Consider the following 13,256-nt stretch of genomic DNA (forward strand, 5'->3'; position numbering starts at 1 on the left):
TGCAACCAATCGAAAACATGTGCCGGTCGAAGCGGGCCGGAACGCAGAATCGCCCAGGGAGCGAATCCCCGGGCGATTGCCACGTCCTGCTGTTCAGCGGCGCAGACCGAGGCGCTTGACCAGCTCACGGTAGTGGTTGATGTCCTCCTTGGCCACGTAGTTGAGCAGCCGACGGCGCTGGCCCACCATGAGCATGAGACCACGGCGGCTGTGGTGGTCGCCCCGGTGCTGCTTGAGATGCTCTGTCAGGTGCGAGATCCGCTTGGTCAGCAGGGCGATCTGGACGTCGGGGGAACCTGTGTCGCCCGGATGCGTCGCGTACTCTTCGATGATCTTCTTCTTCTCGGCGGCGTCCATGCGTCGCTCCCCTTCCTGTTTCCGCTGCGCGGCGCTGCCCCATCCTGTGCATGAGCAGCCCTTGGTGTTCCGCGGCCGATCGACGGCAACTTGCAGAGCTTATCAGGCGGTCGGCGCGTTGGCCGAATCGGCCAGCAACTGCCGGGTCTGTGCCACGTCGTGGCGCATCTGGACGACGAGTTCGTCGACCCCGCTGAACCGCATCTGCCCGCGCAGCTGCTTGACGAACTCGACACGGATCCTCGCGCCGTACAGCTCGAGGTCGGTGTGGTCGAGCACATAGGACTCGACGCGACGTTCGACGCCGTCGAAGGTCGGGTTCGTCCCGACGCTGATGGCCGCCGGCATGACCTCCGCGTCCGGCTCGTCGGCTCGGCGCACCCATCCGGCGTAGACGCCGTCCCCGGGCGTGGCGAGCTCGGCGGGCACCGGCAGGTTCGCGGTCGGGAAACCGAGTAGCCGTCCGCGCTGATCACCGACGACCACGACCCCGGTCAGGCTGAACCAGCGCCCGAGGCGCTCGGCGGCGCCGGAGATGTCACCGGCGGCCAGCGCCTTGCGGATCCGGCTGGACGAGATGTCGACGCCCCCGACCCCGACCAGGTCAAGGGCCGTCGTCTCGAAACGGCCCGCCCCGAGCTCGGCGAGCGTCCGGGGGTCGCCGGCGGCACCCTTGCCGAAGGTGAAGTTCGCACCGACGATGACGAGCCGGGGGTCGAGCGGGTCGATGATACGCCCGACGAAGCGGGCCGGCGACCAGGCGGCGACCTCGCCGTTGAACTGGACGACGCGCACCTGCGCCGCCCCGTAGCGCTTCAGCAACTCGATGCGGTCCTCGAGAGTGGTGAGCAGGCGCGGCACCCGGTCCGACGCGAAGACGGTCATCGGGTGGGGCCACAGCGTCACCGCGATGACAGGCAGCGGGGCCGCGCCGCCGAGGGCGGCGGCACGCTCACGAGCGTGCTCGAGCAGCGCCTGGTGACCACGGTGCACGCCGTCGAAGGTGCCGATGACGACGACCGATCCAGCCATGCCGTACCTTTCGGGGTCGATCTGAGCGGGACAGCCACCGGCTGCTCGCGTGGAGCCGCCGGGGCCGGGGCGGGCGCACCCGGCGACAGGCCGGATCGAGTCTAGTACGACTCCGGCACCGCCGCGGGGAACGCATGGGCAGCCGGCCGGCACACGGCGGTTCCCCAGATGCGCCGGGAGCTGACGCGACACGGGCCCCGGGTGGCACCAGATGCCCCCGGGGCCCGCGTCGAACGGGTTCTCAGCCGCTCACTCGATGACGTCCTCGTCGACCCAGTCGAGGGTGCGCTGGACCGCCTTCTTCCAGTTGCGGTACAGCCGGTCACGCTCGGCGGGATCGGCCTTCGGCTCCCAGCGGATGTCCTCGGCCCAGTTGTCGATGACGTCCTGCTCACCGCTCCAGTAGTTCACCGCGATACCGGCCGCGTAGGCGGCGCCGAGGGCGGTGGTCTCGGCCACGACCGGACGGATGACCGGCACGTCGAGCTGGTCGGCCTGGAACTGCATGAGCAGCTGGTTCGCGGTCATGCCGCCGTCCACCTTGAGTTCGGTCAAGGGGACGCCGGAGTCGGCGTTCATGGCGTCCAGCACCTCACGGGTCTGGTATGCCGTCGACTCCAGCACCGCGCGGGCGATGTGACCGCGGTTGACGTAGCGGGTCAGTCCGACGAGCGCACCGCGGGCGTCCGGACGCCAGTACGGCGCGAACAGGCCGGAGAAGGCCGGTACGAAGTAGGCGCCGCCGTTGTCGTCCACCGAGGCGGCCAGGGCCTCGGAGGCCGGGGCGCTCTCGACCATCTTCAGGTTGTCGCGCAGCCACTGCACAAGCGAGCCGGCCACGGCGATGGACCCCTCCAGGGCGTACACGGCGGGCTGGTCACCGATCTTGTAGCACACGGTGGTGAGCAGGCCGTTCTTGCTGAAGACGGGCTCGGTGCCCGTGTTCTGCAGCATGAAGCAGCCGGTGCCGTAGGTGTTCTTGGCCATGCCGGGCTCGAAGCAGGCCTGACCGAAGGTCGCCGCCTGCTGGTCGCCCAGGATGCCGGCGATCGGAGTGTCGATGAGCAGGCCGTTCTTACGGCCGTAGCCGTAGATCTCCGAGCTCGACTTGATCTGTGGCAGCATCGAGGCCGGGATGCCGAGGGCCTCGATCATGCGCTCGTCCCACTGCAGGGTCTTGATGTTCATGAGCATCGTGCGTGAGGCGTTCGTCACGTCGGTGACGTGCACGCCGCCCTCGAGGCCGCCCGTGAGGTTCCACAGGACCCAGGTGTCCATGGTGCCCATGAGGAGCTTGCCCTCCTCGGCCCTGGCCCTGGCACCCTCGACGTTGTCGAGGATCCACCGGACCTTGGGGCCGGCGAAGTAGGTGTTGAGCGGCAGGCCGCAGATGTCCTTGAACCGGTCCGGGCCCTCCTCGCCGCCGAGTTCCTCGCAGATCTTCTGCGTCCGGGTGTCCTGCCAGACGATGGCGTTGTAGACGGGCTCGCCGGTCTCACGGTCCCACACGACGGTGGTCTCGCGCTGGTTCGTGATGCCCACCGCGGCGAGCTGGTGACGGTTGATCTCCGCCGAGGACAGGGCCTGGGCGACGACGGCGCGAACGGCCTCCCAGATCTCGACCGGATCGTGCTCGACCCATCCGGCGCGCGGGAAGATCTGCTCGAATTCCTGCTGACCGGTGGCAACGATGCGTCCGGCATGGTCGAAGACGATGGCCCGCGCCGATGTGGTGCCCTCGTCGATGGCCAGGATGTACTTCTCTGCTTCCGCCATGGGAGCTGCTCCTTTCAGCTGTGGTGCACTCGCCTGTGAGCGCACCGACTCGGATGTGCGAAGTGCCCGCCGCAGGCGCGTGCCTGCGGCGGGCACTCAACGGATCACCAGAAGATCTGGTAGGTGGCGCCGGCGAGGAGACCACCGATGATCGGACCGGCGACCGGGACCCACGCGTAGGCCCAGTCCGAGCTGCCCTTGCCCTTGATGGGCAGGACCGCGTGAGCCAGGCGGGGCATGAGGTCACGGGCCGGGTTGAGGGCGTAACCGGTTGGGCCGCCCAGGCCGTTGCCGATGCCCACGATGACAAGCATGACACCGAGCGGGCCGATGACGGAACCGGTGATCTGCTCGATGCCGTCGGCCATGGTGATGGAGGCCACGTTGGTGTAGCCGGAGATGATGACCCAGATGACCAGGACGTAGGTGGCGACGACCTCGACCAGGCAGTTCCACCCGTAGCTGCGAATCCGCGGGGCGGTGCAGAAGGTGCCTCGCTTGACGGCCGCCTCGGCGTCCTCGTCGTAGTGCTTCTTGTAGACCAGCCACGCGAAGACGGCACCGACGAAACCGCCGCAGAGCTGAGCGATGATGTAGAGCCCCATGTTGGAACCGGTCGCCGGGATGCCCGGCGCGAGGTCCTTGCCGGCGGCCGCCAGGCCGACCGTGACGGCGGGGTTCAGGTGACCGCCGGTCTGATAGGCGCCATAGACGCCGATCATGACCGCAATGCCCCAGCCCCAGTTGATGAACTGGGGTCCGCCGCCGTGTCCACCGGTCTTGGGCAGGCTGTGGTTCGCAACAACACCCACGCCAAGCAGCATGAGCAGTGCGGTACCGAGGAACTCGGAGCCGAAGATGGCCGCCGAGGAGACAAGAGGAATCATGAAGTACTCCCTTGTGTCAGATTGGACATGTGCCTGACGACGCGTGGTCGACAGTTGACAGACCCGCTCATACACGCCCCGGGCGTATCGCATGCACAGGCCCTGCCGCCTCTCCTTGGAACCTTTCCCCTAGGGGAGGCTTGAAACAGATTTTCATCTCGGAAGCGCCCGATGTCAGCACAGCAATGGATTTTCATTTGAAAATTGCAATATGTGCACCGGATCCTCCAACGCAGCGCACTTTCTCTCATCCAGGATGCACAGAAAACCATCATCATGTCAGCACGGACTTCGGCTAGCCTTCGCTCGGCCTCCAGCACATTCCGAGACAGCTCTTTCAGGTCTTTCACAAGGCATTACCCTGACCGGCCGCCGCCCCCTGAATGCGACACCGGTCATGATCGAGGCACTGCGTCGTCTCGAAGGGCTATCGTTGGCACAATAAAATTGAGACAAAACGGACCGATTCGGACCGAATCCATGCGGAACACCCTCTGGGGCGCTGCTGGGCCAAGGGCTGCCTGCCCGGCAGAACCCGGATGACGCAGTCCCATGCCGCCCAGCAGGCCCCACGGGCCGAGGCTCGGTGAACAGGATGAGTTCGAAGGAGATGAACGATGACTGATCCGACTCGCGGCGAGGTCGACGAGATACTCGCGCGCTGGGACCACTCGCGTGAACACGTCCTGTCCATACTCCAGGACATCCAGCACGCCAGCACGGAGCACTACGTCAGCCGAGAGGCCGCCACCCAGGTGGCCGCTGACCTGGGCATGACGACGACCGCGATGTACGAGATCGTGACCTTCTATCACATGCTCCATGCGAGCCCGCACGGCAGGCACCGCGTGGAGATCTGCGAGAGCACCCCGTGCTATTTCCAGGGCGGCGACGCCCTGCAGGGCGCGGCCGCCGAGCGGCTGGGCATTGCGATGAACGAGGTGACCGAGGACGGGGCCCTCTGCGTCGAGACGGTGCCCTGCTTCGGCCGCTGCGCGAGCGCGCCGAACATCCGGGTCGACGGCGCGGTGCACCACCGGGTCTCCCCCGCCATGCTCCGCAGCCTCATCGACCGGCTGGTCAGCGATGACCTGGCCGAGCAGGGGCAGGTGAGCCAGCATGTATGACCGCCTTCTCGCGCACGTCGGAGACGACGAGGACCAGAAGCAGCTGTCGGTCTACCTGTCCCAGGGCGGCTATGAGGGCCTGCGCAAGGCCGTGGCGGCGGGGCCCGAGAGGGTGATCGAGGAGATCTCCACCGGCCTGGTTCGCGGCCGGGGCGGCGCCGCCTACCCCACCGGCAGGAAGTGGGGTCAACTGGCCCGCATCGAGGGCGAGCCCAAGTACATCGTCTGCAATGCAGACGAGGGCGAACCGGGCACCTTCAAGGACCAGATCCTGCTGGAGAAGAACCCCTACGCCGTCATCGAGGGCATGACGATCGCCGGCCACGTCTTCGGCTCCCCCAGGGGCATCATCTACGTGCGCGGCGAGTACCCGGAGGAGTTCGGCATCCTGCGTTCCTGCCTGCAGCAGGCGCGCGAGGCCGGGCTGCTCGGGCACGGCATCCTGGGTATCGAGGGTTTCGACTACGACATCGACACGGTCTCGGGCGGCGGCGCCTATGTGTGCGGCGAGAACTCGGCCATGCTCAACTCCATCGAGGGCAAACCGGGGCGCCCGCGCATCAAGCCACCCCACCTGGCCGAGGTCGGCCTGTACGGCAAGCCGACGCTGGTCAACAACGTCGAGAGCTACGCGGCCGTCACACTCGTCATGGCCAACGGCGGGCAGCATTACCGTGACCAGGGTTCGGTCAACGGCGGCGGCACGAAACTCGTCTCCATCTGCGGCCACGTCGCGCGCCCGGGCGTCTTCGAGGTGCCCTTCGGCAGGCACACGCTCCGCGAGCTCATCTGGTCCCCCGAGTTCGGCGGCGGTGTCATCGGCGGCGGTTTCGGCTTCGTTCACTGCGGCGGGCACTCGGGGCCGATCGGTTTCGAGAGCTGCCTGGACGCACCCTACGACTACGACGACGCGTGGTCCGGGGGCAAGGCGATCGGCTCGGGGGCGATCGTCGTCATGAACGACACGGTCAGCATCGTCGACTACCTGCGCCAGGTGATGGTCTTCTTCCGCAAGGAGTCCTGCGGCAAGTGCACGCCCTGCCGCCTCGGCACGACGCGGGTCTGCGAGGTGCTCGAGCGCCTGGCCTCGGGCCGCGGTGAACCCGACGACATCGAGCGGCTGCGCACCACGACCGAGCAGGTCCACAAACTCTCCGCCTGCGGCCTGGGCCAGTGCATCGATGTCCCGATCTTCAGCGCCCTGGACGGCGCCCTGCCCGCCTTCGAGGCGGCACTCACGAAGGAGCCGAGCAATGTCTGACACCATGACGCCACAGCCCATCCGGATCGGTGACGGCGAGGCGGGCCTGGCCGCCCCCGAACCCGCCCGGACCGTCCGCATGCGGATCGACGGCCGGGAGCACGACGTGACCGAGGGCCTCACCGTCCTACAGGCCTGCCGCGAGCTGGGCATCGAGATCCCCACGCTGTGCGAGATGCGGGACCTCGCCCCGGACGGATCCTGCCGCATGTGCATGGTCAAGATCACCCGGTGGGGCCGGACGGCGATGAAGATCTCGTGCGCCGAACCGGTGGCCGAGGGCATGGAGGTCGTCACGATGGACGACGAGATCGTCGAGTCCCGCCGCTTCATCCTCGACCTGCTCTGCTCCAACCACGAGTTCGCCTGCTTCCGGTGCGCCGCCAACAGCGACTGTCGCCTGCAGGACTACGCCATGCAGTACCGCATCGACCGCACCGACTTCCCCGACGGCCGCTTCATCGGGCACAAGGTCGACTCGTCCAACCCGTTCCTCACCTTCCACGCGGACCGGTGCATCATGTGCCGCCGTTGCGTCCGCGCCTGCGGTGAACTGCAGGGACGCAATGTCATCGCCCTGACCCAGCGCGGCTTCGACACCCAGATGTCGACGAGCTGGGAGATGCCCTGGGAGCTCACCAACTGCGAGTCCTGCGGCAACTGCGTCTCGGTGTGCCCCGTCGGCGCCCTCGAGGCCAAGGACCATCAGCGCGGCTACCGGGACTGGCAGGTCGAGGACAAGGTCGTCACCACGTGCCCGCACTGCGGGGTCGGCTGCCAGCTCGAGCTGCAGGTCGCCGGCGGCAGGGTCGTCGGCGTCGAACCCGCGTACGGCCCGGCCAACCGCGGCATCCTGTGCGTCAAGGGCAAGTTCGGCTCCTACAAGTTCGCCTCCTCCCCCGACCGGCTCACCGATCCCCTCATCAAGGAGAACGGCACGTTCCGCACGGCCAGCTGGGACGAGGCCCTCGACCTCATCGCCGGCAGGATGAAGGCCATCATCGCCAAGGACGGCCCGGACGCCGTCGCGGGCTTCTCGTGCTCGCGGGCGCCGAACGAGGACAACTACATGTTCCAGAAGATGATGCGCGCCGCCATCGGCACCAACAACGTCGACAACTGCGCGCGCGTCTGCCACTCGGCCTCGGTCATCGGCCTGGCCACCACGCTCGGCTCCGGCGCCATGACGAACACCATCCGCGACGTCACCCACGACGTCGACGCGATCCTGCTCGTCGGTTCCAACACCACCGAGGCGCACCCGGTCATGGGCGCCCAGATCCGCGCCGCCGTGCGGGCCGGCGCCAGGCTCATCGTCGTCGATCCCCGCAGGACCGACCTCGCCTCCATGGCCGAACTCCACCTGCCGATCAAACCCGGCACCGACATCGCCTTCGCCAATGCGCTGGTGAACATCATCATCTCCAGCGGCTGGGCCGACGAGGCCTTCATCGCCGAGCGCACCGAGGGTTTCGAGGCGCTGCGCGAGATCGTCGCCGAGTACGAGCCCGAGAAGGTGGCGCGCCTGTGCCACATCCCGGTCGCCGACCTGTACCGCGCCGCCGAGATCTACGCGAAGGCCGAACGGGCCCCGATCATCTACTGCCTCGGCGTCACGGAGCACACCAGCGGCACCCAGAACGTGATGTCCCTGTCCAACCTGGCGATGGTCGTCGGCAAGTACGGCAAACCGGGCTGCGGCATCAACCCGCTGCGCGGCCAGAACAATGTGCAGGGCGCCTGCGACATGGGCTGCGAGCCGCACAACCTGCCCGGCTACCAGAAGTTCGACGCCCCCGGTGTCATGGACCGGTTCGAGCACGTCTGGGGCACGTCCCTGCCCCGCCGGATCGGTCTGCGCGCCACCCAGGTGTTCGGCGCGGCCACCGAGGGACGCGTCAAGGCCCTGTTCATCTTCGGCGAGGACCCGATGATCACCGATCCGAACACCGCCCACGTCAGGGCAGGCCTGGAGGCCCTCGACCTGCTGGTCGTCGACGAACTGTTCATGACGCCGACGGCCGAGCTGGCCGACGTCGTCCTGCCCGGCTCGGCGTACGTGGAGAAGGAGGGCACCTTCTCCAACACCGAACGACGTGTCCAGCGCGTCCGCAAGGCGGTGGACGCCCCTGGCAATGCCCGGCTCGACACCTGGATCTTCGCCGAGCTCATGCGCCGCATGGGCTACCCGGAGACGCTCGGGACAGCGGCCGACATCATGGACGAGATCGCCCTCGTCGACCCGGATTTCGGGGGCATCTCGCACGCCCGGCTGGACGCCGGCGAGTCCCTGCAGTGGCCCTGCCCCACCAGGGACCACCCGGGCACGCCGATCATGCACGTCGGCACGTTCAGGCGCGGCCTGGGCTACTTCTACCCCACCGAGTACCAGGAACCGAACGAGGTCCCGGACGAGGACTACCCCATCCTCATGAGCACCGGCCGCATGCTGTACCACTACAACAACGGCGCGATGACCCATCGCACGGAGGGCCTGGCACAGATCGCCTCGCAGTCCTACATCCAGATCAACGAGACCGATGCGCACGAACTGGGGATCGCCCAGGGCGACCGGGTCCGGGTCAGCTCGCGGCGGGGAGCCATCGAGACGCAGGCCTGGGTGGGCGACCGGGTCGGTGAGGGCGAGGCCTTCATGACCTTCCACTTCCCGGGCGGCAACCCGAACGTCGTGGCCAATGACGCGACCGACCCGCTGTGCTTCATCCCCGAGTACAAGGTCTGCGCGATCAGGGTCGAGAAGGTCGCCGACGCGCCGGTCCCGGGGCGCCTCAGCGGTCTCCACGAGCCCGCGCTGCTGTGAGGGCGTGCGGCTCGGCCAGCCTGCAGATCGGCTGTGCCGCCCGGGCGCAGGGGCCGGTCCGGTCAGCACGGGCCGTGCCGGGTGAAGAAGACGGCACGGCCCGTGACGCCGACACGACTGAGGAGGGATGGTCATGGGCCGAGTCACCACGCGCCACCGCGTCGTCCGGATCGATGAACACCACCCCGGGGGCATGAACGGGGTCGACACGCTCGCCGTCGAGGAACCACTCGAGATCCATCTCGGGGCGATGAGATACGCCACGACGATGCGCACCCCTGGCCACGACATGGAACTGGTGCACGGTTTCCTCGCCGCCGAGGGCATCATCACCGGCCCGGACGACATCGTCAGCGCACGCTACTGCACCGGCACCGTCGAGGACGAGCTGACCGGTCTGCCGCGCAACACCTACAACGTCCTGCAGGTCCGGCTCGACGACTCGGTCCCACCCCCCGAGGCCGGCCGTGCGACCGTGGTCTCGTCCGCCTGCGGCATCTGCGGCACCGACACGATCGAGAGCCTCACGAGGCAGACCCGCTTCGACCTGCGTGAGGACCGGACCCGAGTGCGGGCGGACACGATCCTCGCGCTGCCAGACCGGCTCCGCAGCGCCCAGCGGACCTTCTCGACGACCGGTGCGACGCATGCCGCCGCGCTGTTCACCGGCGACGGCGAGATGCTGGTGGCCCGCGAGGACGTCGGGCGCCACAACGCCGTCGACAAGGTGGTCGGCTGGGCGATGCGCAACGGGCGACGCCCGGCCGGCGGCTGCGTGCTCGTGGTCTCGGGGCGGATCGGTTTCGAGCTGGCCCAGAAATCCGTCCTGGCCGGCATCCCCGTACTCGCCGGCATCTCGGCGCCCACCGCCCTGGCCGTGCGGACCGCCGACGAGACCGGGCTGACGCTGGCCGGCTTCGTCCGCGGCGATCGGATGAGCATCTACTCGAACCCGGAGCGAGTGCTCGGGGCGGATCTTCGCTGAAGGGGACCGACCCCCGATCCCAATTCGGGGACGTGATCGTGTCGATCCACCCGCTCACAGCGAACAGGATATGACCCGAACCCCGCCCTGACCCCCTAGTCAGAGCAGGACCATAGCCCTACGATGAGCACCGGAGGCCCGGGCACTGGTGCTACGGGCATCGGCGCTCCGATCAGCCCCCGACACGAATACGGTCAGCCCACGATACGAATACGACGAGAGCCAGGTGATTCATTCATGGCCGCACAGACGTCAGCAGCAACACTGCCCACCTACTCCCCCGAAGAGGAAGAACGCATCATCCGCAACTCGCGGGGAGTCCCGGTGGGTGTCAAACCCGACCGCAGGTGGACGCCCAAGCGCATCGTGATCTGGGGTCTCATCACCGCGCTCGGCGTGCTCGGGTGGACGATGCTCGCCATCATCCGCGGCGAGCAGGTCAACACGATCTGGTTCGTGATCACCGCGGTGTGCACCTATGCGATCGCCTACCGGTTCTACGCGTTGTACGTCCAGCGCAAGATCATGCGCCCCGACGACACCAATGCGACACCGGCCGAGCGCATCAACAATGGCAAGGACTTCGATCCGACGAACAGGGTCGTGCTCTACGGCCACCACTTCGCCGCCATCGCCGGTGCCGGCCCGCTCGTCGGCCCCGTGCTCGCGGCGCAGATGGGCTACCTGCCCGGCACCCTGTGGATCGTCATCGGCGTCTGCCTGGCCGGAGCGATCCAGGACATGCTCGTCCTGTTCTTCTCGATGCGCCGCGGTGGACGCTCGCTGGGGCAGATGGCCACCGACGAGATCGGCGTGCTCGGCGGCATCGTCGCCACCGTCATCGTCTTCGTCATGCTCATGATCGTCCTGGCCGTACTCGCCATGGTCTGTGTCAACGCGCTGGCGGAATCCCCGTGGGGCGTCTTCTCGGTCGGCTGCACGATCCCCATCGCCATCGGGATGGGCCTGTGGCTGCGCTTCGTCCAGCCCGGCAAGATCACGCAGGTCTCGCTCGTCGGCTTCGCGCTGCTCATCGGCGTCATCATCTCGGGCCGCTGGGTCGCCGAGTCGGGCTTCGGCCAGGCCCACCTGCACCTGTCCCCCACCACCTTGGTGTGGGCGATGGTCATCTACGGCTTCTTCGCCGCCGTCCTGCCGGTGTGGATGCTGCTCACCCCGCGCGACTACCTGTCCACCTTCATGAAGGTCGGGACGATCGTCGTCCTGGCCCTCGGCATCATCCTCGTGCGCCCCATCGTCGAGATGCCGGCGGTCACCGAGTTCGCCACGAACACCGCCGGGCCGGTCTTCGCCGGTGCGATCTTCCCCTTCCTGTTCATCACGATCGCCTGCGGCGCCCTGTCCGGCATGCACGCCATGGTCTCCTCGGGCACCAGCCCCAAGATGATCCAGAAGGAATCGCAGGCCCGCATGATCGGTTACGGCGGCATGCTCATGGAGTCCTTCGTCGCCGTCATGGCGATGGCCGCCGCCGTCAGCCTGAACCAGGGCATCTACTTCGGCATGAACACCTCGACGGCCTCGGTCGACAAGCTGGCCGGCAGCGCCGTCGTGCAGTCAGCCGACAACCGCGAGGACATCACCGCAGAGGCCATCGAGAACCTCGGTGTCACCGACGTGAACGGAAACCAGATCCGTGCCGCCTGGGACAGCTGGGACGAAAACGGCAACCCGATCACCGTCTACGACGGCGACGCCTACCGGGCGGTCGCCGAGGACGTCGGCGAGACCTCCATCGTCTCGCGCACCGGCGGCGCACCGACCCTGGCCGTGGGCATGGCGCACATCCTGCACCAGGTCGGCGGCGGACGTACGATGATGGGCTTCTGGTACCACTTCGCGATCATGTTCGAGGCACTGTTCATCCTGTCCGCGGTCGATGCGGTCACCCGCGTGGCCCGCTTCCAGCTGTCGGACGCGCTGGGCAATCTGATCCCCAGGTTCGCGGACCCGTCCTGGCGCGTCGGCGCATGGATCTCCACCGGCGTCGTCGTGGCGGCCTGGGGCTCGCTGCTGCTCATGGGGGTCACCGATCCACGCGGTGGCATCCAGACGCTCTACCCGCTGTTCGGCATAGCCAACCAGCTCATCGCAGCGGTCGCCCTGCTCGTGGTCACCGTCATGGTGGTGCGCAAGGGCTACGCCCGGTGGGTGTGGATACCGATCATCCCGCTGGTCTTCGACACGGTGGTGACCTTCACCGCATCGTGGCACAAGATCTTCTCCCACGATCCTGCGCTCGGCTACTGGCAGCAGTGGCGGGACGCGAGGGCCGAGCTCACCACCCTCACCGATCCGGACGAGATCGCCGTCACGCAGGCCATCGTGCGCAACACCTTCATCCAGGGAACCCTGTCGATCGTCTTCGTCGTGACGGTGGCCTTCGTCATGGTCTGCGGCATCATCCGTATCGTCCGGACGCTGCGCACCGGCGACACGACGACCTCGGAGGATCCGCGTCAGGAGTCGAACTTCTTCGCGCCCACCACGATGATCGGCACGGCTCTCGACAAGAAGTGCGTGGCCGAGTACGAGATCGTCGGCGATCCGGCACTCATCCCCGGACTGAAACAGGCGGACCGCGCATCCCGGCAGCAACCCGCCGGTGTCGGATCGGAAGCGGGCTCGTGAGCCCGTCCCACAGCCGGCCCCGCCGGGCGCACGACCGGGTCCGCGCGGCCATGCGCTCGGCACGGGCACTGTGGCGCGATTTCACCGGGGAGTCCGCCTACGACCGGTACCTGCTGCGTCACCGGCTCGAGCATCCCGGCCACGAGCCGATGAGCGAACGTCAGTTCTGGCGGGCACGTACCGACTTCGACGAGAAGAACGTGTCCTCCGGCTGCTGCTGAGGGCGGCCGGGCCGTGCGCCCGGTCGCCCCTGTGCCATGCCCGAGGCACATCGCCGCAGCGACAACCGGCGCGATGGTGCTGTGCTCAGCCTGTCCCATGCCTCGTGAGACAGCCCTGCGACCGGGATTCGGAGCGG

At 67.7% G+C, this 13,256-nt stretch carries 10 protein-coding genes; 6 read left to right on the forward strand and 4 right to left on the reverse strand.

The features are described from left to right. Positions 1-93 precede the first annotated feature (93 nt). The 4 genes from rpsO to D9T14_RS00635 form a co-directional block, all read right to left on the reverse strand. Entirely contained in the window at positions 94-357 is a 264-nt protein-coding gene (gene rpsO, locus D9T14_RS00620; protein ID WP_119162320.1) for a 30S ribosomal protein S15, read from the reverse strand. Positions 358-459: 102 nt separating this feature from the next. Beyond that, positions 460-1,389 (reverse strand): bifunctional riboflavin kinase/FAD synthetase, encoded by a 930-nt coding sequence (locus D9T14_RS00625; RefSeq protein WP_119162321.1) that lies wholly within the window; start codon positions 1,387-1,389, stop codon positions 460-462. Positions 1,390-1,638: 249 nt separating this feature from the next. After that, the gene (gene glpK / locus D9T14_RS00630; RefSeq protein WP_119162322.1) at positions 1,639-3,165 is read right to left on the reverse strand and encodes a glycerol kinase GlpK; all 1,527 of its coding nucleotides are present in this window, start codon (positions 3,163-3,165) and stop codon (positions 1,639-1,641) included. Between the two features lie 104 nt (positions 3,166-3,269). Beyond that, on the reverse strand, positions 3,270-4,052 hold the full coding sequence (locus tag D9T14_RS00635) for an MIP/aquaporin family protein (RefSeq protein WP_119162323.1): 783 nt from the start codon (positions 4,050-4,052) through the stop codon (positions 3,270-3,272). Between the two features lie 617 nt (positions 4,053-4,669). On the opposite strand from D9T14_RS00635, the gene D9T14_RS00640 reads away from it, so the two are divergent. The 6 genes from D9T14_RS00640 to D9T14_RS00665 all read left to right on the forward strand — a co-directional run bounded on the left by D9T14_RS00640 (position 4,670) and on the right by D9T14_RS00665 (position 13,119). After that, positions 4,670-5,179: an NADH-quinone oxidoreductase subunit NuoE family protein gene (locus D9T14_RS00640; protein ID WP_119162324.1), complete on the forward strand. Its 510-nt coding sequence runs from the start codon at positions 4,670-4,672 to the stop codon at positions 5,177-5,179. Next, complete coding sequence (locus D9T14_RS00645) at positions 5,172-6,440, forward strand: complex I 51 kDa subunit family protein (RefSeq protein ID WP_119162325.1); 1,269 nt, start codon at positions 5,172-5,174, stop codon at positions 6,438-6,440. The genes D9T14_RS00640 and D9T14_RS00645 overlap by 8 nt, the downstream gene beginning before the upstream one ends. Further along, positions 6,433-9,261: a formate dehydrogenase subunit alpha gene (fdhF, locus tag D9T14_RS00650; RefSeq protein ID WP_197720564.1), complete on the forward strand. Its 2,829-nt coding sequence runs from the start codon at positions 6,433-6,435 to the stop codon at positions 9,259-9,261. Before D9T14_RS00645 ends, fdhF begins: the two co-directional genes overlap by 8 nt. A gap of 133 nt (positions 9,262-9,394) precedes the next feature. Further along, positions 9,395-10,246 (forward strand): formate dehydrogenase accessory sulfurtransferase FdhD, encoded by an 852-nt coding sequence (gene fdhD / locus D9T14_RS00655; RefSeq protein WP_119162356.1) that lies wholly within the window; start codon positions 9,395-9,397, stop codon positions 10,244-10,246. A 237-nt stretch (positions 10,247-10,483) separates the two neighbouring features. Next, complete coding sequence (locus D9T14_RS00660; RefSeq protein WP_119162326.1) at positions 10,484-12,898, forward strand: carbon starvation CstA family protein; 2,415 nt, start codon at positions 10,484-10,486, stop codon at positions 12,896-12,898. Next, a complete protein-coding gene (locus D9T14_RS00665; protein WP_232012291.1) occupies positions 12,895-13,119 on the forward strand; it encodes a YbdD/YjiX family protein in 225 nt (74 codons plus the stop codon). Before D9T14_RS00660 ends, D9T14_RS00665 begins: the two co-directional genes overlap by 4 nt. Positions 13,120-13,256 lie beyond the last annotated feature (137 nt).

It is taken from the genome of Propionibacterium australiense, from assembly GCF_003666605.1.
Classification (GTDB): Bacteria; Actinomycetota; Actinomycetes; order Propionibacteriales; family Propionibacteriaceae; genus Propionibacterium; species Propionibacterium australiense.

Coding starts and splice junctions, on each gene's coding strand:
- rpsO (WP_119162320.1), bottom strand. CDS start 357: ATGGACGCCGCCGAGAAGAAGAAGATCATCGAAGAGTACGCGACGCAT.
- D9T14_RS00625 (WP_119162321.1), bottom strand. CDS start 1,389: ATGGCTGGATCGGTCGTCGTCATCGGCACCTTCGACGGCGTGCACCGT.
- glpK (WP_119162322.1), bottom strand. CDS start 3,165: ATGGCGGAAGCAGAGAAGTACATCCTGGCCATCGACGAGGGCACCACA.
- D9T14_RS00635 (WP_119162323.1), bottom strand. CDS start 4,052: ATGATTCCTCTTGTCTCCTCGGCGGCCATCTTCGGCTCCGAGTTCCTC.
- D9T14_RS00640 (WP_119162324.1), top strand. CDS start 4,670: ATGACTGATCCGACTCGCGGCGAGGTCGACGAGATACTCGCGCGCTGG.
- D9T14_RS00645 (WP_119162325.1), top strand. CDS start 5,172: ATGTATGACCGCCTTCTCGCGCACGTCGGAGACGACGAGGACCAGAAG.
- fdhF (WP_197720564.1), top strand. CDS start 6,433: ATGTCTGACACCATGACGCCACAGCCCATCCGGATCGGTGACGGCGAG.
- fdhD (WP_119162356.1), top strand. CDS start 9,395: ATGGGCCGAGTCACCACGCGCCACCGCGTCGTCCGGATCGATGAACAC.
- D9T14_RS00660 (WP_119162326.1), top strand. CDS start 10,484: ATGGCCGCACAGACGTCAGCAGCAACACTGCCCACCTACTCCCCCGAA.